Source organism: Streptomyces sp. NPDC059443 (assembly GCF_042750105.1).
Lineage (GTDB): Bacteria > Actinomycetota > Actinomycetes > Streptomycetales > Streptomycetaceae > Streptomyces.
Genome location: NZ_JBHYVM010000028.1, coordinates 81,606 through 100,975 on the forward strand (window position 1 = coordinate 81,606; position 19,370 = coordinate 100,975).

Annotated in this window: 9 protein-coding genes and 1 pseudogene; 5 read left to right on the top strand and 5 right to left on the bottom strand. The window is 69.7% G+C overall.

Going from position 1 to position 19,370, the window contains the following annotated elements; translation table 11 throughout:
• The gene (locus tag ACFXDJ_RS25275) at window positions 1–10,020 is read right to left on the bottom strand and encodes a LamG-like jellyroll fold domain-containing protein (RefSeq protein ID WP_384850356.1); all 10,020 of its coding nucleotides are present in this window, start codon (window positions 10,018–10,020) and stop codon (window positions 1–3) included.
• Window positions 10,021–11,053: 1,033 nt separating this feature from the next.
• On the opposite strand from ACFXDJ_RS25275, the gene ACFXDJ_RS25280 reads away from it, so the two are divergent.
• Window positions 11,054–11,515 (top strand): type II toxin-antitoxin system PemK/MazF family toxin, encoded by a 462-nt coding sequence (locus ACFXDJ_RS25280; protein WP_384652999.1) that lies wholly within the window; start codon window positions 11,054–11,056, stop codon window positions 11,513–11,515.
• Window positions 11,516–11,565: 50 nt separating this feature from the next.
• Here the strand turns inward: ACFXDJ_RS25280 and ACFXDJ_RS25285 are convergent, their stop codons facing one another.
• On the bottom strand, window positions 11,566–11,895 hold the full coding sequence (locus tag ACFXDJ_RS25285) for a hypothetical protein (protein WP_384652996.1): 330 nt from the start codon (window positions 11,893–11,895) through the stop codon (window positions 11,566–11,568).
• 209 nt (window positions 11,896–12,104) lie between these two features.
• The gene (locus tag ACFXDJ_RS25290; protein ID WP_384652994.1) at window positions 12,105–12,935 is read right to left on the bottom strand and encodes a TIGR02452 family protein; all 831 of its coding nucleotides are present in this window, start codon (window positions 12,933–12,935) and stop codon (window positions 12,105–12,107) included.
• Window positions 12,936–13,044: 109 nt separating this feature from the next.
• Between ACFXDJ_RS25290 and egtA the strand changes: the two genes are divergently transcribed.
• Genes egtA through egtD form a run of 4 tightly spaced genes read left to right on the top strand, consistent with a single transcriptional unit; the run spans window position 13,045 to window position 17,688 of the window.
• A complete protein-coding gene (gene egtA, locus ACFXDJ_RS25295) occupies window positions 13,045–14,460 on the top strand; it encodes an ergothioneine biosynthesis glutamate--cysteine ligase EgtA (RefSeq protein ID WP_384652991.1) in 1,416 nt (471 codons plus the stop codon).
• Complete coding sequence (egtB, locus tag ACFXDJ_RS25300; RefSeq protein ID WP_384652988.1) at window positions 14,457–15,776, top strand: ergothioneine biosynthesis protein EgtB; 1,320 nt, start codon at window positions 14,457–14,459, stop codon at window positions 15,774–15,776. Before egtA ends, egtB begins: the two co-directional genes overlap by 4 nt.
• The gene (gene egtC / locus ACFXDJ_RS25305) at window positions 15,776–16,588 is read left to right on the top strand and encodes an ergothioneine biosynthesis protein EgtC (RefSeq protein WP_384652986.1); all 813 of its coding nucleotides are present in this window, start codon (window positions 15,776–15,778) and stop codon (window positions 16,586–16,588) included. Before egtB ends, egtC begins: the two co-directional genes overlap by 1 nt.
• On the top strand, window positions 16,585–17,688 hold the full coding sequence (gene egtD, locus ACFXDJ_RS25310; protein ID WP_384652983.1) for an L-histidine N(alpha)-methyltransferase: 1,104 nt from the start codon (window positions 16,585–16,587) through the stop codon (window positions 17,686–17,688). Before egtC ends, egtD begins: the two co-directional genes overlap by 4 nt.
• Window positions 17,689–17,936: 248 nt before the next feature.
• On the opposite strand, the pseudogene ACFXDJ_RS25315 reads toward egtD, so the two are convergent.
• A pseudogene (locus ACFXDJ_RS25315) lies at window positions 17,937–18,467 on the bottom strand (lysophospholipid acyltransferase family protein); the annotation flags it as partial.
• Window positions 18,464–19,291: a GNAT family N-acetyltransferase gene (locus tag ACFXDJ_RS25320; protein WP_384652980.1), complete on the bottom strand. Its 828-nt coding sequence runs from the start codon at window positions 19,289–19,291 to the stop codon at window positions 18,464–18,466. The gene ACFXDJ_RS25320 and the pseudogene ACFXDJ_RS25315, both read right to left, overlap by 4 nt.
• Window positions 19,292–19,370: the final 79 nt, after the last annotated feature.

The window sequence follows — 19,370 nt, forward strand, 5'->3', positions numbered from 1 at the left end:
TTACCTCCTTGGACAGTCAGCACTGCCCGTAGTAGTACCACCCGTCGGAGACTGGTGTATCACACAGTGCTTCGCCCACGCCCCAGGAACCCCGTAATTGTACTCGATACGCGTCGGGATTCCCGAGTCATCGTCATCATAATGAGGCGTTACAGAAATAGAGAGCGACGCCCCCGACTTTATCGCATTTCTGATCTCAGATTCAACACCATGGTTCAAATATGGAGTATTGGTCTTCTCGTACTCTGCGACCAGGTTTCGGAGATCAATCCCGGAACCCTTTGCTGCGGCAGGTATCAGATGGCCATTCGCGGCAGTATGCCCCTGACTCTCGATTTCATTCATTCCTGGCGGCTTCGTGGAAGAGTTAGTGTTCGTCCCCGGATATTTGCGCCCCTTATTGTAGTCGCTCATATCCAGCAGACCGTACACTCCGGTCGCCCGACACTGATAACTGCCCTCATGGTCATCGTAGTAACGTTCGCGCGGCAGGTATACCGCATGCCCGGTCGCACTTACCCCTGGACCGTCGTCACACTTATCATCACTGCGATCTCTACCATTATTCTTCCCGCCGAATACGTCGGTAGGAGCTGGCAGAATTTCCGGGACAAAATTAGTGCCACCTTGCAGCATTTGAAGCAGATTCCGTGCACTGACGACCATCAGCCAGCCGTCTCCAAGGGTCCACGCAGCGTCGCGGATGGCCGCGGTATCGATTTCCAGGTCGCGTGTCGGCGCCGGGACCGGGTGCTTCCCCTTGTTGGGGTTCTGGATGATCGGGGGCGGGGGCGGGAAGCATCGGCGACCGCACCGGCTGCCGCCACCGCCTCCTCCACCGCCTCCTCCGCCGCCACCGCCACCGCCTCCATCGCCCTCCGGGTCGTCCACCCCAACCGGGGGCCTGCCTCTGGTTTGGCACACCGGCATCCAGGGCCACATTTCGCAGTAGCTGCCTCCGCCACGGAAATCAGGCTGGGGGTTGAGGTAGCCGCAGCCCTGCGGCGCGTTCTCGCACGAGTTGTAGCCGAGGGTTTCGGCATCGGCGACGATGCCTACCACGAGGCCCACAATCCCGAGCAGCCTGCCACCAGCCCGGCGGCCTAGGGCTCCCCAGCTGAAGCTTGGGGCCTTCGGGTGCACCGGCGCGAGGCTGACGGCCGCCCTGGGGGATGCGTAACGACCGGTTCCGTTATCGATGAAGTGGCCGGTGGGATCGGTGCCGTTCAGCGGGCTTGCGTTGGCGTAGGTGTAGCGGTTCGCCTGGACGGAGGGGTCCGGGTCGAGTTGGTATGTGTCGCGGCTGGTGAAGCTGCCGATGCCGGGCTGGTACCAGCGGGCGGCCATGTTGATTTCACCGCTGGTGGGGTCGGTCCAGCCGGACTGGTAGCCGATGTTGGGGTTGGTGCCGCTGGTGGCGGTGGTTTTGCCGAAGGGGTCGTAGGTGCGGGAGCCGGCGAGGGTGGTGCCGTCGGGGGCCAGGCTGGCGACGAGGTCGCTGTGCTGGTCGGTGACGGCGAGGCGGGCGGTGCCGTTTTGGGCGGTCGTGGCGGTGGAGAGGATGGAGCCGCCGGGGGTGCGGGTGTAGCTGGTGGTGGCGTCGGTGACCAGGTTGTTGGAGCCACCGTCGTAGGTGAAGGGGCTTGCGTTGTGGGTCAGGACGCGGTCGAGGCTGTCGTAGGTGAAGGTGCTGGCGCCGTTGGTGACGGTGCGTTCGAAGGCGTCGGTCTGGATTTGCTGTGTGGCGTTGGCGTCCGCGGAGTCGGTGACGGTCTTTTCGGTGCCTCGGGCGCTGTATGCGTAGGTTTTGCTGCCCCAGGTTTCGAGGCGGTTGCGCGAGTCATAGGTGCCTGTGAGGGCGCCGCGCTTGGTGAGGTTGCCGGACTTGTCCCACTCGTAGGGGGTGTTGGTGGTCCCGTCGTTCCAGGACGTCATGCGGCCGGCGAGGTCGTAGGTGTAGGTGTTGGCGGCCGCGCCCGCGGTGCCTGTGGTGGTCTTCTTCACCAGCTGGTCGGCGAGGTCGTAGTCGTAGGCCTGGCCCTGGACGTCGCCCCCTGCTGTGCGGGCGACGGTGTCCTTGGTGAGGCGGCCGAGGTCGTCGTAGGTGTAGGTCCGGTTCGCGCTGATCGTGTACGTGCCACCAGTGCCGGGGCGGGCGTACTGCTCCAGCGTGGGCCGGCCCGCCGCGTCGTAGCCATTCCGTACCTGGGTGCCGGTCAGGGGGTCGGTGGTGGTGTCGAGTCGGCCGCCCGTGTCGTAGGTGAACGCGGTCGTGCCGGCCGCGTCGGCGCGGGATGTCATCTTGCCGTCGGCGTCGTAGGTGTAGGCGGACTTGCCTGACGGGCCGTCGGCGTTCAGCAGCTGGCCGCGGTCGTTGTAGGTGTACGTGTTGGCGGCCAGGACGCCGTCCGTGCCGGAGCCCGTCATACGGCCGACGAGGTCGTAGGAGAGGGTGCGGGGTCGCGTCGCGACCGCCGTGCCGCTGCCGGTCTCGTTGGTGAGGCGGCCGAGGGCGTCGTAGGTGCGCTGGCGCTTGACGTTGCCGGGCAGGAGTTCGGTGACCGGCTGTCCTGCGGCGTCGTACGTGGTGGTCCAGGTGCGGACGTCCGGGTTCCAGTGCTGGGTTGTGGCCGGTTCGATCGTCGACTCCGGCAGACCCCATGGGGTGAAGGTGTAGTAGGTGGCCTTGCCGCGGCCGTCCGTCAAGCGCGTGCGGTTGCCCGCCGCGTCGTAGCCGAAGGTGGTCGTGATCGAGTCCGTAGCACTGATCGGCTCGATCTGCTTCGTCATGCGGCCGAGTGCGTCGTAGGTGTAGGTCCGACGGGCGCCGGTTGCGGACGTGGAGGCCGTCGTGTTGCCGTCGGCGTCGTATTCGGAGGAGACCGTACGCAGTGCGGTGGTCCCCGCGCCGAAGTCGGTGACGGCGGTGGGCTTGCCCAGGAGGTCGTAGGCGGTGGTGGTCTTGCGGTTTGTGGCGTCGGTGGTCTCGGTGGTGCGGCCGAGGCCGTCGTAGGCCGACTTGGTGATGCCGCCCAGGGGGTCGGTGACGGTCAGGACTTCGCCGGCCGTGTTGTGTGTGGCGGTGGTCCGGCGACCGGCGGGGGTGGTGGACGCGGTCTGGTTGTTCGCGTCGTCCCAGGTGTAGCGGGATACCAGGTTCTGGAGTGTGGGTTTGCGTTCGACGGTGGTCGCGGTCAGCTTGCGGCCGAGTTCGTCGTAGGTGGACTCGGTGCGGGCGCCGGTCGGGTCGGTCGCGGACAGGGGCAGCTTGGTGGGTGTCCAGGTGTAGGTGCTGACGCCGCCACCGGAGAGGGCTGTGTTGGTGCCGTTGAGGGTGGCGGTTCCCGGTGCTTGCAAGGCTGTGGTGCCGCCGAGTGCCGGGTCCGTCTTGGTAGCCACGTTGCCGAGCTGGTCGTACGTGAAGTACGTGGCGCGGCCCAGAGGGTCGGTGGTTGAGGCCGGGTGGCCGAGCTGGTCGTACGTCGTGCGGGCGACGGCGGTGATCTTGGTGCCGCCGGGCGGGGTGTAGTCGGGCAGCGTGACCGCGGTGGGGCGGCCCAGCTTGTCGGTCTCGGTACGGATCACCATGCCTCGGGCGTCGCGCGCGTCCGTGGCCTCGGCAAAGGTGTTGTAGCCGGTGAGGGTCTTGGGTGTGACGGTGGTCGCCGCGGCGCCGTTCTCTTCGGCCTGTACCTGCGGGGCGGTCTGCTCGACCAGTCGGCCGAGTTCGTCGTAGCGGCTGGTGGTGGTGTTGCCGCGCGGGCTGACCGCGGTGAGCGCCAGGCCCCGCTGGTCGAAGGTGGACGAGGTGGTACGGGTGGTGGTGCCGTCGGTGACGGTCGTCTTCTTGGGGTTGCCCGCCGTGTCGTACTCGGTGGTGGCGGTCACCTTCTTGCCGGTGGCGTCGATGGACTGTGTCGACTCGGTGACCCGGTCGTCGCCGTCGTAGGCCGTCGTCGTGACCCGGTTGAGGCCGTTGGGGTCGAGGACGGTGCGTGTGGTGCGTCCGGTGGCGTCGACCGTGCTGGTCACCGTCGTGCGGCCGCCTCCGGTTGTCTGGCTGGTGATGTGGCCCGCGCCGTCGTAGTCGTTGGACTCCAGGACGATGTCGTGCTTGGTGCCGTCGGCCTGGGTCACGGCCTTGGCTGTCGTCTTGGCTTTCAGACCGTCGTCGAAGTACGTGTAGGCGGTGGTGGCGCCCATCGCGTCCGTTGTCGAGGCGAGGCGGCCGGCCGGGTCGTAGGCGTTGGAAACCAGGACGAGGTCGCGGGTCTGACCGGAGGGGTCGCCGGTCCAGTTCTTCAGGACGGACTCGGCCAGGTTGCCGCGCTTGGTGAAGGAGTGGGTGACGACGTTGCCCGCCGGGTCCGTCTCCTGTGTCACTCGTCCGAGGGAGTCGTGTGTGAAGAGGGTTTCGTTGCCGGCCGGGTCGGTGGTCTTCTCGTTGAGGCCTTGGGCGTTGTACTGGTAGGTGGTCGTCCGCGCGGTGTCGCCGCCGGTGGTGTCCTGGGTGGACTCGGTCAGGAGCAGGCCGTCGGTGTCGTAGGTGCGGTTCACCGTGGCGGTGTGTGTGGTTCCGGTGATCTCGTTCTTGACGCCGGGGCCCGTCTCGGATGCGACGCGGGACATGGCGTTGTAGGTGTAGGTCGTCGTGACGCCGGCCGGGGTGGCGTCGGAGGTCTGGGTCTCGGTGAGTTTGCGGCCGAGGCCGTCGTAGGTGTACGTGGTGGCGAGGCCGGAGGGGGTCGTCGACTTGGCCAGGTCGCCACTGGCGAAGTAGGCGTACGTGACGGTCATCCCGCCGGCGCTCTTGTTCGTCGCGACCAAGCCTGCGGGGGTGCTGCCGCCGCCGACTGCGGGCTCGCTGCCCGTGGTGTAGGTGGTGGCCGAGGTGCGGCCGTCGGCGAGGGTCACGGTGTCGGTCAGGCCGAGCGGCGTGTACGAGGTGGACGTCCGGTAGCGGTTGTCGGCCGCGCCGGTGGAGCGTGCGTCGCGGGTGGCAGTGGGCTTGCCGTTTCGCGGGTCCAGGGGGTCGGCGGCGTTGTAGTAGTAGTCGGTGAACCCGGTCCAGCACGAGTCGTCGTCGCGGCAGGTGGTCGCCGAGACGGTGTTGCCGCGCTCGTCGTGGCCCGTGACGGTGGCGTGCCCGTTGGGGTCGGTGACCGTGTGGAGGAACCCGCCGGTGTCGTAGGCGTAGGTCGTCACACCGCCGTCCGCGTTCGTGGAGGCGGTGCGGCGCTGGCCGCGCACGGCGTCGTAGGTGCTGCTGCTCTTGGCTCCCGTCGGGTCCGTGACGGTCACGGTCGAGGTGAGGGAAGAGCCCGAGGCCCGGGTGCGGGCGTTGTAGTGCTTGGCGATCTGCTCACCCGTTAGGGGATTCGGGTAGACGGCGACCTCATCGATCTGGCCGGTGAAGTAGCTGAGGTCGCCTGGGGAGGCAGGCCAGTTCTTGGCGTAGCCGGCCCCGATGTAGGTGTACTTGCTGCGCTCGTGGTTGACGGGCGAGTTGGTGGCCTGGGCCACCTGGGCGCCGTCGAGGTAGAGGGTCTGGGTGGAGCCCTGGGCCGTGACGACGGCGTGGTGCCACTGGTTGTCCGTCACCGTGGCGGGTGAGGTGTTGCTGAGACCGGTCCCTGAGAAGAACTGACCGTGCAGTTTGTTGTCGGACCCGACGTAGAGGACGGGGGCCCAGTCGAGGGGCGTGTCGGGCAGGGGCTGGTCCACGTCGCTGAGGAGCACACCCGGCTTGGTGGTGTTGAACCAGAGCTCGACGGAGAGGTCGGTGTCGGGGATGATCCCGGCGCCCGGGAGCTGGGCGTAGCCATCGCCGGTGAATTCGGCCGCCGTGCGGTCGCCGAAGCCGAAGGCGCCGGTGCTGCCCAGCTTTGCCTTGGTGTAGGTGCCGTTGCCGCCGGTCGCGGCGATCCTGTTGGTGACGCGGGTACCGCTGGCCTCGTCCAGCTGCCAGTAACTGACCGGAGCGTCCGCCATGATGGCGCCCTGGTACTGGTCGCCGCTTCCGGCGACCAGGCGGGTGCGGGCCTTGAAGTGGTCCGCGACCGTCTTGGCGTCCAGTTCCTTGCCATAGAACGCGGCCTCGTCGAGCTGGCCGGAGAAATAGCGGACTCCGGCGGCCTGACCGTCCCAGTTCTCATTGGCATGGCCGGCGCCGAGGAAGGCGTAGGCGAGGGTTTCCGGCTTGACCACTCCGGCCTTGGAGCCGGTCTTCAGCCCGTCGAGGTACATCGTCTGACCGGACGGGCCTCCAGTGAGGACCACGTGGTGCCAGGTGTTGTCGGTCACCTTGCCGGAGCTGATGACGGCTCCCAAGGAAGAGCCGTCCCACAAGTGCCCTCGGAGCTTTCCTTCTGCATCGATGACGAGACTCGGGTTGTACATCGCGGGTTGGGTTCCCAGAGCCGTGTTCTGGAGGCCTACGAGCACGCCGGACGGCTTGTCAGTCCGGAACCACATTTCGATCGAGATCGAGGGCGTGCCACTGAGGGGCTCGGCTGGGACCTGGACGGCACCCTTGGCGCCGTCCAGGGTGATCGATCCGTCGTCGCCGTCCAGGAACGCGCCGACCGCACCGAGGGTGACGCCGTCACGGTAGGACCCGTTGCCGCCGCTGGATATTTCATCGGCGGCGGCCGCGCCACTGGTATCGCCCAGACGCCAGTAGTTGACGGGGCCGGTCGCTCGGACGGCGTTGGTGTAGGCCTGGGAGCCCGCAGCGTACTGGGGCGCGGAGATCTGCCAGGTGCCGCCCGATTCGTCGGTGACCTGGGTGGCGCGTTCGGTGTCGCTGTCGTACGTGACTTGGGCGCCGGTCCGGCCCGATGGCAGGGTGAACTTGGTCAGCTTGGAGGTTCCGGTGCGTGCGTCGTAGTGGGCCCGGAGCGTACCGGCGTCCAGGGCCCGGTGGTAGACGGCGACTTCGTCCATGCTGCCGTTGAAGTAGCGGACCCCCTGGGAGGTGTCGCCGTCCCATGCCACGCTGGAGAAGCCGGCGCCGAGGTAGGCGAACGTCTTGGTGGTGTGGTCCACGGTCCCGGTGCGGGAACCGACGGCCTGCCCGTCGAGGTAGAGGGTTTCGCCGGTACCGCTGCTCGTGAGGGCCGCATGGTGCCACGCACCGTCGGTGACCACGGCCGTCGAGGAAATCGGGTCCTTCCATTCGTTGGCCAGTTCGAAACCACCGCGGAGCTTGCCGGCCGTGTCGATGACCAGGGCCGGGTCCCACATGTTCGGTTTGCCGTCGGTGATCCGCTTGTCCTGGAAGCCGACGAGGACGCCGGGCTTGACCGTCTTGAACCAGAGTTCCACGGTCAGGATCTTCGAGGCGGACAGAGCGGCTTCCGGGAGCTCCACGTAGGAATTGGTGCCGTTGAACGAGGCCGCTTTGTTGCCCGTCCCCGTCAGGACGCCCGGGAGGCCGAGCCCGACGTCGCGGTAGCGGCCCGCGTTCAGGCCGGTGCGCGAGACCGCCTCGCTCGCCGCGCTCTCGCCCTCGCTCTCGTTCAATCGCCAGTAGGAGACCGGATTGGCATCCAGGACCGTGCTTCGGTACTGCGACCCGGCCGTGTACTCGTACGCCGTGCACGCGGTGGTAGAGGTCGGCGGGCAGACCTTGGTCAGCCGGCCGTTGCTGTACGTGTACGTCCAGGTGAGCGCCGGAGATCCGGGGCCGACGGCGTCGGTGGTGACCGAGCTGACGCGGCCCACGCTCCAGGTGAAGGTGAGCGCACGCTTGGAGAGCGCGTCCGTCGCCTTCGTCAGCAGCCCGCCCGTGTAGGTGAGGAGCTGCTCGCGGCCGTTGCCGTCCGTGGTCTTCTTCAGCAGTCCGGCGGTGTCGAAGGTGTACAGGGCGCCGCTCGCGTCACGCAGCGTCCAACCTCCGCCGGCGACCGAAGTCAGCACGCCCATGGAGCCGGAGGGTGCGCTGTAGGTGCCGTCGTTGTTGCGGCCGAAGCGGATCTGGCTGCCGCCCGCGAGGGTGACGACGACGTTTCCGTCAGCCTCCGCCGTGGCCCGCATGTCCCAGCGCGTCGCCCAGCCGGCACCGAAGGCATTGCCCTGACGAGGGTCTTGCGAGTTGTACGTCCGGGTGACCGCGAGCTCCGGGCCGACCACCGGCACGGCAGCGTCGGTCGCTGCCGTTGCATAGTTACCCGCACGGTCGCCGAAGCCGCGACCGTTGTCCGCGCCGCCGAGGTGTGAGGTGATCACCGGCTGCGGAACCTGGGGGGTCAGCATCGACGGCTGTGTCTGGGCCGACTGGTCCTGGCCGTCGTTGGCGTACCCGTACCACGCGTACGTCTTGGACCAGTTCAGCCAGCCGGCGGGCACAGCCCAGCTCTGCGAGGTGCCCGACGGGGACTTGCGGCAGTTCTTACGCGTGTCCTGGCCGTCGACCTCGCACACCTCGAACAGGTACGTAAGGGCGCTGGGATAACGGTCCTTGTCGGCTGCGGCGATCCACAAGGTCGGTGTGAGGGTGTCGCTGAGGGAACCGCTCGGTGGGGACGCGCCCGTGAGGTAGGGCGGAATGTTGACGGCGTCGAACCTGACGCTGGCACCGGGCACACCTTGTTCGACGAAGCTGCTGACCGAGTAGTCGTCCATCGTCCACACCAGCGTGTACGTCGCGGGAGTCAGCGGAGCGATCGCGGCGTCAAGGGTCGCTGAGCCGCCCGGGGGGACATCCTGCGGCATGTCCGTCCAGCGGACCTTGTTCCAGTCGCTACGGTTGATCAGGTTGCCGTTGACGTCGAACAGGTCATAGCGGAGCTTGAGGTTGCCGCCCTTGGGCCAGGTCTGCTGGCCCTGATTGGTGACGGTGACCTTGAACTTGCCCTCGGAAGTCGACGTCGGCGGCTGGATGAACCCGCCCAGCTGGTACGCCGCTCCATACTTCGTCCACGTCACGTCCAGGCTCGGGGCCCCGCCGGGATAATTGTCCGAGCCGAACTGCTTCCAGCTCATCGAGTCGGAATCCGAAGCCTTGACCGCAAGGCCGTAGTTCGGCTTGCGGTCGTGCGTCCAGTCGTCCACCAGCTGACGGCCATCGGAACCGAGCGGGATGCCCTCCCAAGCCGGATCGCAGGCCCAGGTGTTGGTCCCCGACGGGCGCCAGGCATGCGCGAAGCTCTTCGAACCCAACGCAGGACCGGTCGCCGGACCCGGCCAGGCGGAAGTGCTGGATTCCGACCAGTTCGAGGTGATCTGGTGCACGGTCACGGGACGGGCGGTGCACGACAAGGACCACGTGTTGTACAGCGACAGGCTCGCGGCGACCACGTACCCGTTCTTCAGCGCACCGCTGTTCAGCCCGTCGAACTTCAGGAAACCGGCCGCCTTGTGGCCACCTCCGTCGTACGTACCGACCTTGATGTTGGTGTCGCTGGCGAAGTTCTGGTTGTACGGAGACTCGACGAACGTGCCCGAGGTGGACGACACGCCCGTCACCGACGGGTCCACCTTCACCGGGAAGACCCGCTCGGACGCCGAAAGCCAAGCCGCGTCCAGGGTGACAACAAGAATCTGGCGGTCGCCCGAGTTCTCCAGCGAGTACGTGACGCCGGAGGAGATGACGCCCTCGTTGGAGTTCTCAGCGCGGTTCGAGTCTTCCATCCAGCCCGCGGGCATCCAGCCCTGCTGCTTTCCCGCGGCATCGGTGAAGGCAATCCCGCCCAAGCCGTCGAGCTTCGCGGTCAAGCCGTTGAGCGCCAGGGGGAAGCGCCACTGAGTGGGCGCGGACTTGTCCTTGAGGGTCAACGTCTCCTTGACGGAGTCACTGCCCGCTATCAGCACCACATCGGACGACTTGCGAACCTCGGGATAGGTGATGACACTGCCGTCGACCTTGCCCGCGGAGTGGGCGGCGCCCTCGATCCCATAGCCGATCGACGCGACATCACTCACGCCGAGACGGGCCAGTGATTCCGCGTCCGCGTATTCGGCGAAGTACACCGAATCCTGCGTGGACTGCGCCTCCCAGCCCGCGTCGGCAGTACTCATCGTCCGCGCGCCTACGGGCTTGGCCAACCGCGTGTCGATCGGATTCCATTTCCCATCAGAGGAACGGAAGTTGACCGGCTCATTGTAGAAACGGGTCGTGTAGGTGCCGTCCTTGTTGACGAACGTACGAGCACGCTCCGCGCGCTCCCCGGGCACCTCGGCACTGGTCTTGGAGTCGAACCCCTTCGGCTTCGGAACCGCGGGAGCGGGGACCGCTGTGAACGGCGCCGAAGCCGGCGGCTTCGGCTCAACGCCTAGATTAATCCGGGACGAACCACCATCAGTCGGCAATTCACCCGGCGCCTTCTGCGCACCGCTGCGCCCACCGCGCACAGAGGCGCCGGTCGCACTGCCCTCGGCATCATGGCTGCGCCCACGCGCCGAACCCCAGCCTTGTGCGGGGCGTTCCCCCGCGCCAGGACCCTTCTTGGCGACAGCCCACTGATTCGCGGCCAGCGCCGCCTGCTCCGTCCCGGCCAACACGGCCATGACGAAAGCGATGACAATGACGAACGGACGCGCGATGCGCACGGAGCTCCCCCACAAGAACGGCCAAGAGGGGGCCATTCCTATCCGTACTCACAGCCAACACACAACAGTTACACAGACTCGGTTTCCGTCGGCCTTCTGAAGCCGCGCCCGTCAGATGGATCCATTTACTGACGGACCGTATCCAATTCCCTAGCGGGAGCCGCACCTCGCGTGACGCAGATCACGAGGTGAAATGACGGTCTATTCCTGGTCTGAACATTTGTCGAACCTTGCTGTTCTCCGGCCGGAAAGAGACTCTTAACATTGGCGGTGACACGGCCCCGCTTCCGGCGGCCTCGGCAAGATCGGACACCGGGTCGCCACGGCGCGCTCCGAGGACCTGCGGTTGCCGCCGCCACTCAGGCCAGTCGGGAGCGGGCTAGGCTGTGCCCGCAGCACTGCGAGAGCGCCCAGAACCTTCGCGAAGTGCACGCCCAGCGGAGATCAAACTGCTGCGCCCAGCGGTGCGACAGGGGCCTGAAAACCCAGTAATCTCCCCCAAATGACGGCACTTTCGCATCACAGCAACGGTCACGTCGAACAGCCCGGCCGCGATGGGCACACCGCGACCGCCGAGGCCGATCCGCACGCCATCGGGCCGGTGCAGACCTCGTACGCCCCCGTCCACGACGGGGATCCCGACCCGGGTGAAATCGTGTGGACGTGGGTTCCCTTCGAGGAGAACGACGGGCGCGGAAAGGACCGGCCGGTGCTGGTCGTCGCGCGGGAAGCGGCCGGCACGCTGCTGGCCGTGCAGTTGTCCAGCAAGCGGCACGACCACGACCGGGAATGGGTTCCGATCGGGACCGGGCCCTGGGACGGCGCCGGCCGGGAGTCCTGGGTGGACGTGGACCGGGTGCTGCGCGTACACGAGGACGGCATGCGGCGCGAAGCGTGCGCGCTGGACCGGGGGCGGTTCCAGCTGGTGGTCGACCGGCTGCGCGAGCGGTACGGCTGGCGGTAGCCCGCCGGGCCGGGGCAGGCCCGCGAAGTCCTTGCCCCGGCCGCCGTCCTTCAGCCGAACCGGACGCTGTGCGGAACGCTCGCTCCGAAGTTCGCCGAGGTCCCGGGCCGCATCACCAGCGCGGCCCCTCCCTCGCAGCCGCGCTCCGTGAACAGGGAGGCCCGCGCGTTGGTCGCGTTCTCCGCGCGTTTCGCGCCGCTCAGCAGCAGGTAGCACTCGCCGCTCGTGGGGTTTTCGAGGGTGAAATCGTCCTCGTTCACATTGACGTACCTGAACTCGCCCCCGGCCGCCTGGGCGCTGGTCGACAACCCCGTGAACAGGGTCAGGGCCGCTCCTATCGCCACGGCCGTCCGTACTGCGTTCCTTGCCGTGCGCTTCATCGCCCTCATGGGACTCCCCTCGATGTCACCGACAGTCAGGCCCGGTCACAACCAGTGTCGAGTCCGCCCGTGGTGCGTCACAGGCCTCGCGGCGGCCGTCACCCGAATGCGGGTAGCGAGGGGCACTGTCGCGGCGGACCCGCGCCCCTCGCGCCCCCGACCGCGCCCTGGCTGCGCCCCTGCCGCGCCGCCCGTCGACGCCCCCGTCGTCACACGAGCCCCGCCAACACCCTCTCGAAGGCCTCCCGCGTCTCCGGCTCGCGGTCCAGGATCCCGAACACCACCCGTTCGAACACCCCCGCGAACCGACCGGCCAGCAGCCCCCTGAAGGCCTCCGCCACCTGGGCCGGGTCGTTCCGGAAGACCCCGCACCCCCACGCCCCGAGCACCAGGTCCCGGTACCCGTGCAGCGCGGCCACCTCCAGCACCAGCTCCGCCCGGCGTGCGAGGGCGGCGGGGATCTCGGGCTCGCGCTCCGGCTCCTGGCGGCGGATCGTGCCCGCGTTGGGGGCCGGGGAGGTGAGGAAGCCTGCCCGGAAGGGGGTCTCCATCAGCTCGCCCCGGTCGTCGCGGAAGACGGGGACCCCGGGTGAGTGAATCACCCGGTCGGTGTAGAAGGTGCTGACCTCGGCCCGGTGGATCTCGTAGTACTCCGGGGCCTCCAGGAGGGTCTCGTAAAGGGCCGAGGCGCGGCAGAGCGCCTCCTCCTGGGCTTTGGCCCCGCGGACGTAGCCGCCCCCGGGATTGCGGGCCGAGGCGAAGTTCAGGACCGCCACCGAGGTCTCCTCCGGGCGGTCCGCCGCGAGCCTGCGGGCCGCGGCCGTGCTGCTCTCCCCCGTGACCTCCACGACGGTCCTGCCGGTCTTCCCGGGAACCGGCTCGCCTGGAATCACCCGGTTTGGTCCATATATTCTGGTTCCTGCCTTGGCCTTCGCCACGGCGGCGGCGAGCGCCACCTGCCGCCCCGACCGCGTCCGGTACCCACCGGACGCCAAGATCGCCGCGTTGTCTCGCGCTATTTCAGCCAACCTGCTGCTCATGCTGTGATCTTTAACGCTCCCGGCAAGAAGCGGCAAGGGAGTTTGTGACCCGAGGGACGGGTAGGCACGGGTGATGTCACAACCGACGACACGAGACGAGGGCCCCTCCATGCCCCAGGACTCCGTCCAGCAATCACCCGAGCGCCCGCCCGAGCAGCCGGCCCGCCCCGGCAACCTGACCGAATCCGCCGCCGAGGACCTGATCCACGGCATCTGTTTCAAGACCGGCCCGCCCCGCCTCCTCGGCGCCGAGCTCGAATGGCTGGTGTTCGACGCCGAACGCCCCGGCCTGCCCGTGTCCGCCGAGCGGCTGGCCGCCGCGCACGACGCGGCCCGCGCCCTGCCCCTCGGCTCCCGCGTCACCGTCGAGCCCGGCGGCCAGCTGGAGCTGAGCTCGGCCCCCGCCACCACCCTCACCGGGTGCGTGGACGGCCTCCAGGCCGATCTGACCGCCGTACGGGGAGCCCTGCGCGATCAGGGGCTGGTCCTGCGCGGCCTCGGCCAGGACCCGCGCCGCCCGTACCGCCGGATGCTGAGCAGCCCGCGCTACGAGGCGATGGAGAGCTACTTCGACCGCACCGGACCCGCCGGTCGAGCCATGATGTGCGCCTCCGCTTCGGTCCAGGTGTGCGTGGACGCCGGGCAGGAGGAGCCGGGGCCGCTCGGGCACGGCCGCCGCTGGCGGCTGGCCCATCTCCTCGGCGCGGTGCTGGTCGCCGCCTTCGCCAACTCCCCCGCGCACGAAGGCCCGTACGCCGGCTGGCGCTGCGCCCGCCAGGGCGTCTGGAGCGACATCGACCCCCGGCGCGCGCTCGCTCCCGTACTGGAGGCGGAGCCGCGCGGCGCCTGGACCCGGCAGGCGCTGGACACCGAGGTCATGTGCGTGCGGCCGTCCGGCAACGGCGCCGAAGCAGCCGAGGGCGCCTCCTGGACCGTGCCGCGCGGGCTCACCTTCCGCGACTGGCTGCGTTCCGGCGGCGAGCGGTCCTCCGGCGGCGGGCCGCAGTCCGGAGGCGGACTGCGGCCGCCCACCGCCGCGGATCTGGAGTACCACCTGACCACGCTGTTCCCGCCGGTGCGCCCCCGCGGCCATCTGGAGCTGCGGATGATCGACGCCCAGCCCGGCGAAGACGGCTGGCTGGTCCCGGTGGCCGTCGCGCACGCGCTGTTCGACGACCCGGAGGCCACGGAGACCGCGTACCGGGTGGTGAAGGCGCTCGCCGATGCCTACGGCACCCAGCCCGCCCCGCGCAATCCGCTGTGGCGCAGCGCCGCGCAGCACGGACTCGCCGATCCGGAGCTGCGGTCCGCCGCTCGCGCCTGCTTCCGGGCCGCGTCCGAGGCGCTGCCCCGACTGGGTGCGAGCACCCGAGTGGCGGACGCGGTGGCCGAGTTCGGCGACCGCTACGTCAAGCGCGGCCGATGTCCGGCCGACGACGGAACACCTCAGCAGCAGACCCACCGCCGGCCGCAGGCCCGGCCGCATCCCCATCCACAGCCGACCGGCGAGGAAGCACGCTCATGACCACCGAACCGGAGCTCCTGCGCGAGCGGGCCGCAGCCGCACTGACCGCCGCGCGGGTCCGTACGGCCGGGCTCACCGACGCGAGCGCCGTCTCCGACGAGGACCTGACCGCCCAGCACTCCCCCCTGATGTCCCCGCTGGTCTGGGACCTCGCACACATCGGGAACATGGAGGAGCTCTGGCTGCTGCGCAATGTGGCCGGCCGCGAGTCCATGCACCCCGAGATAGACCCGCTCTATGACGCCTTCGAGCATCCCCGGTCGGAGAGACCGAAGTTGCCGCTGCTGGGCCCGGACGAGGCCCGCCGGTACGCGGCGGAGGTGCGCGGCCGCGTCTTCGACCTGCTGGAGCGCACTCCGCTGGAGGGCACGGCCCTGCTGGACGGCGGCTATGTCTTCGGAATGATCGCCCAGCACGAACAGCAGCACGACGAAACGATGCTGATCACCCATCAGCTCAGGCGGGGCGCCCCGGTGCTGACGGCGCCCGACCCGGATCCCCCGCGGGGACCGGCGCCGCTCGCGGCCGAAGTCCTCGTACCCGGTGGCCCGTTCACGATGGGCACCTCCGCCGAACCGTGGTCGTTGGACAACGAACGGCCCGCGCACGTCCGGGAGACGGAGGAGTTCTGGATCGACACCGTGCCGGTGACCAACTCCGCGTACCAGGTCTTCATCGCGGACGGCGGATACCGGAGCCGGCGGTGGTGGGCCCCGGAGGGCTGGGAGCAGATCCGCAAGCACGGCATCGAGGCCCCGCTCTTCTGGCGCCGCGAGGGCGACACGTGGCTGCGCCGCCGGTTCGGGGTGACCGAGCCGGTGCCCGGGGACGAGCCGGTGCTGCACGTCAGCTGGTACGAGGCCGACGCGTACGCCCGCTGGGCGGGGCGCCGGCTGCCCACCGAGGCGGAGTGGGAGAAGGCCGCCCGCCACGATCCGGTGACGGGCCGCTCCACCCGCTATCCGTGGGGAGACGCGGACCCGACCCCGGCCCACGCCAACCTCGGCCAGCGCCATCTGCGGCCGGCCCGCGCGGGCAGCTACCCGGCCGGGGCCTCCCCGCTCGGGGTGCACCAGCTCATCGGCGACGTCTGGGAGTGGACCTCCTCCGACTTCCTGCCCTATCCCGGGTTCCGGGCGTTCCCGTACCGCGAGTACTCGGAAGTGTTCTTCGGGCCCGAGCACAAGGTCCTGCGCGGGGGCTCGTTCGCCGTGGATCCGGTGGCCTGCCGGGGCACCTTCCGCAACTGGGACCTGCCGGTTCGCCGACAGATCTTCTCGGGATTCCGGACCGCGCGGTCGGCGGACGGTGCCTGATGTGCCGTCATTTCGCCTATCTGGGCCCGCCGGTGACCCTGGGGAGGCTGCTGAGCGAACCCGAGCACTCCCTGGTGCGTCAGTCCTGGGCTCCGCGCCACCAGCGCCACGGCACCGTCAACGCCGACGGTTTCGGCATCGGCTGGTACGCCGAGGGCGATCCGGTGCCGGCCCGCTACCGGCGGGCCGGGCCGATCTGGGGCGACCTGACCTTCGCCGATCTCGCGCGCGTGGTCCGCAGCGGTGCCGTGCTGGCCGCCGTACGGGACGCCACGCGCGCCGGGGCGGACGGGGAGGCCGCGGCCGCGCCGTTCGCGGAGGGGCCGTGGCTGTTCAGCCACAACGGGTCGGTACGGGACTGGCCCGACGCGGCGGCCCCCGTCGCGGCCTCGCTGGCGCCCCAGGAACTGCTCTCGCTGGCCGCCCGGACCGATTCGGCGCTGCTCTGGGCGCTGGTCCTGCACCGGCTGCGCAAGGGTGACGCCCTCGGCGCGGCGCTCGCCGCACCGGTGCGGGAGCTGGCCGAGGCCGCGCCCGGCTCCCGGCTGAACCTGCTGCTGACCGACGGCCGGGCGATCGCGGCGACGGCCTGGGGGGACTCCCTCTGGTACCTGGCCGACGCGGCGGCGCAGCGCACGGTGGTGGCTTCGGAGCCCTACGACGACGACCCGCGCTGGACCGAGGTGCCCGACCGGACCCTGCTGACCGCCACCCGTACCCGAATCGAACTCTTCTCCTTGAAGGAACCCTGGAAGGGCCCCCTGGAGGAGACCCCCACGAGCACCCCGCACCAAGGAGACGAAGGCCCGTGAACGACTTCCGGCTGACCCGCACGCTCGACGAGGACGCCGCCGACGCGGCGCTGCGCAAGGACGTGCTGCACGGGCTGAGCCAGTCCCCGAAGACCCTGCCGCCAAAGTGGTTCTACGACGCTCGGGGCAGTGAACTCTTCGAGGAGATAACCCGGTTGCCCGAGTACTACCCGACGCGCGCCGAGCGGGAGATCCTCCTGGAGCGGGCCCAGGAGATCGCTTCGGTGAGCGGCGCCCGCACCCTGGTGGAGCTGGGATCCGGCTCCTCGGAGAAGACCCGGCACCTGATCGAGGCCATGCCCGCGCTGGACACGTACGTACCGGTGGACGTGAGCGAGAGCGCACTGACCGGAGCGGCCGAGGCACTGCTGGCCGAGCATCCGGGCCTGCGGGTACACGCGTTGCTGGCCGACTTCACGAAGCCGCTCCAGCTGCCCGAAGTGCCCGGACCCCGGCTGGTGGTGTTCCTGGGCGGCACGATCGGCAATCTCCTGCCGCCGGAGCGTGCCGTGTTCCTGGCGGACGTACGGGCGATGCTCTCGCCCGGTGACGCGCTGCTGATGGGGACGGACCTGGTGAAGGACGAGGCCGTACTGGTGGCGGCGTACGACGACGCCCAGGGGGTGACGGCCGAGTTCAACAAGAACGTACTGACCGTCATCGACCGGGAGTTGGGCGCCGATTTCCACACCGCCGACTTCGCGCACGTGGCGGTGTGGAACCGTGAGCACGAGTGGATCGAGATGCGGCTGCGGGCTCGGGCGCAGGCGCTGGTGAAGGTCCGGTCACTGGATCTGGAGGTGTCGTTCGAGGAGGGCGAGGAGATCCTGACGGAGATCTCCGCGAAGTTCCGTCAGGAGGGGGTCCGGAAGGAACTCGCGTCCGCCGGACTGGAACTGACGCACTGGTGGACGGATGCGGCGGGTCGCTTCGCCCTGTCCCTGTCGGTGGCCGACGGCATCGGCGCCGACGGCTGGGAGGGTACGCCCGGCAGCAGCGGCCGGGCCGGTGACCTGGACGTCTCGGAAGGCTCCGAGGGCACGGGCGACTCCGGTCGGGGCTCCGGCTCCGGGTCCGGCCGCCCGAGTACCGCGGCCTGAGCCGCGGCCGCGAGATCCCGCCGGTCCTCGTACCGGCCCGGCGGGATCCGCGGCAGCAGCCACACCTCGGCCCGTACCCCGCGGGCCCGCGCGATCCGCCACAGGGAGGCGGTCAGCGGATCGTCCCCGACGAAGGCGGGCGCCCCGGCCGGTTCCCCGGCCCGCTCCCCGTCGTCGAGCAGGTAGGCGATCCGTACGGGCTGTACGGGCACCCGCGCGTCCAGCGCGGCCTGGAACGCGGCCCGCCGGAAGGGCCCTTGGGCCCGCCCGCACCAGGTGGATCCCTCGGGGTAGACGGCGACGCGGTCGCCCGCGCGCAGGGCGCGCGCCATGGCGTCGACGGTGGCGGGCAGCGCGCGGATCCGGTCGCGTTCGATGAACAGGGTCCCGGCCTGCCGGGAGAGCGGGCCGAGCACGGGCCAGTTCCGGATGTCGCTCTTGGCCAGCATCCGGGAGGGCAGGACGGCCGCGACGAGGGGGATGTCGAGCCAGGAGATGTGGTTGGCGACGATCAGCCGGCCACCGCCCGCGCCGGGGCTCCCGTGCACGGTGATCCGTAGGCCGAAGGCGCCCAGCAGCGCGGTTGCCCAGGTACGGACCACCACGTGCCGGGGCCGCTCCGGCAGCAGGCGCGTCGGCGGGGCGCCCAGGATCCCGAGCAGGATCAGGGCGACGGCGGCGCCGAGCCGCAGGACCGCGTGCGGCACGCTCGCGGTGCGGCCCTCGTGGCCGGCGCAGGCCTCGGGCGTACAGGGCGAGGTGGGGAGCCAGACGCTCATGCGCCCGGGGCGAGCGAGAGGAAGTGCTTGAGGTAGCGCGGGTTGGTGCGGCGCAGCGAGAGCAGGACGTAGAGGTCGGCGCAGCCGAACTCGGCGTCGAGGGCGGGCTCGCCGCAGACCCAGGCGCCGAGGCGCAGGTAGCCCCGCAGCAGCGGCGGCAGTTCCATGCGGCCGGGGAAGGTGATGCCCTCCGGGTTCCAGGGGAGGTGCGGGGTCACCCGGTACTCGGCGGGCGCGAGGTTTCGGGTGAGCACGTTCTCGCGGGTGGCGGCGGCGAGGACCCCGCCGTCGGCCAGCGGAACCGAGCAGCAGCCGGCCAGCCAGTTGTGTCCGGAGCGGTCCATGTAGCGGGCGAGGCCGGCCCAGATCAGGGCGATGACGGCGCCGTTGCGGTGGTCGGGGTGGACGCAGGACCGCCCGACCTCGACCAGGTCGGGGCGGATGGGCGCGAGGGCGGAGAGGTCGAACTCCCCCTCGGAGTAGAGGCGTCCGGCGACGGCGGCGCGCTCGGGGGGCAGCAGCCGGTAGGTGCCGACGACCTGCCCGGTCTCCTCGTCGACGACGAGGAGGTGATCGCAGTAGGCGTCGAAGGCATCGGAGTCCAGGCCCGGCTCGGGGCCGTCGAGGCGGGCGCCGAGCTCGCCCGCGAAGACCTGGTGGCGCAGCCGCTGGGCGGCGCGGACCTCGTCCTCGTCGCGGGCGAGGCGTACGGCGTACCGGGGCGCGGTCGCGGCCGTGGTCGCGGCGGTCGGGGAGGCCGCCCGGGAGACGGCGGGGGCGGAAGTGGGGGGAAGGGCGGACGGGGACAGGGGGGCGATGGTCATGGCGGCTCCTGATCCGGACACGGAGAGCCAGGCCCGACAGGTTGTGTGGCCTGGCTTCTTTACTTCTTCCGTGCAGGAC

Bases quoted from the DNA above. Each gene is read 5' to 3' on its own strand.
- ACFXDJ_RS25275 (WP_384850356.1), bottom strand. From the start codon at position 10,020: ATGAGTACTGCCGACGCGGGCTGGGAGGCGCAGTCCACGCAGGATTCG.
- egtA (WP_384652991.1), top strand. From the start codon at position 13,045: ATGCCCCAGGACTCCGTCCAGCAATCACCCGAGCGCCCGCCCGAGCAG.
- ACFXDJ_RS25285 (WP_384652996.1), bottom strand. From the start codon at position 11,895: ATGAAGCGCACGGCAAGGAACGCAGTACGGACGGCCGTGGCGATAGGA.
- egtC (WP_384652986.1), top strand. From the start codon at position 15,776: ATGTGCCGTCATTTCGCCTATCTGGGCCCGCCGGTGACCCTGGGGAGG.
- ACFXDJ_RS25320 (WP_384652980.1), bottom strand. From the start codon at position 19,291: ATGACCATCGCCCCCCTGTCCCCGTCCGCCCTTCCCCCCACTTCCGCC.
- egtB (WP_384652988.1), top strand. From the start codon at position 14,457: ATGACCACCGAACCGGAGCTCCTGCGCGAGCGGGCCGCAGCCGCACTG.
- ACFXDJ_RS25290 (WP_384652994.1), bottom strand. From the start codon at position 12,935: ATGAGCAGCAGGTTGGCTGAAATAGCGCGAGACAACGCGGCGATCTTG.
- ACFXDJ_RS25280 (WP_384652999.1), top strand. From the start codon at position 11,054: ATGACGGCACTTTCGCATCACAGCAACGGTCACGTCGAACAGCCCGGC.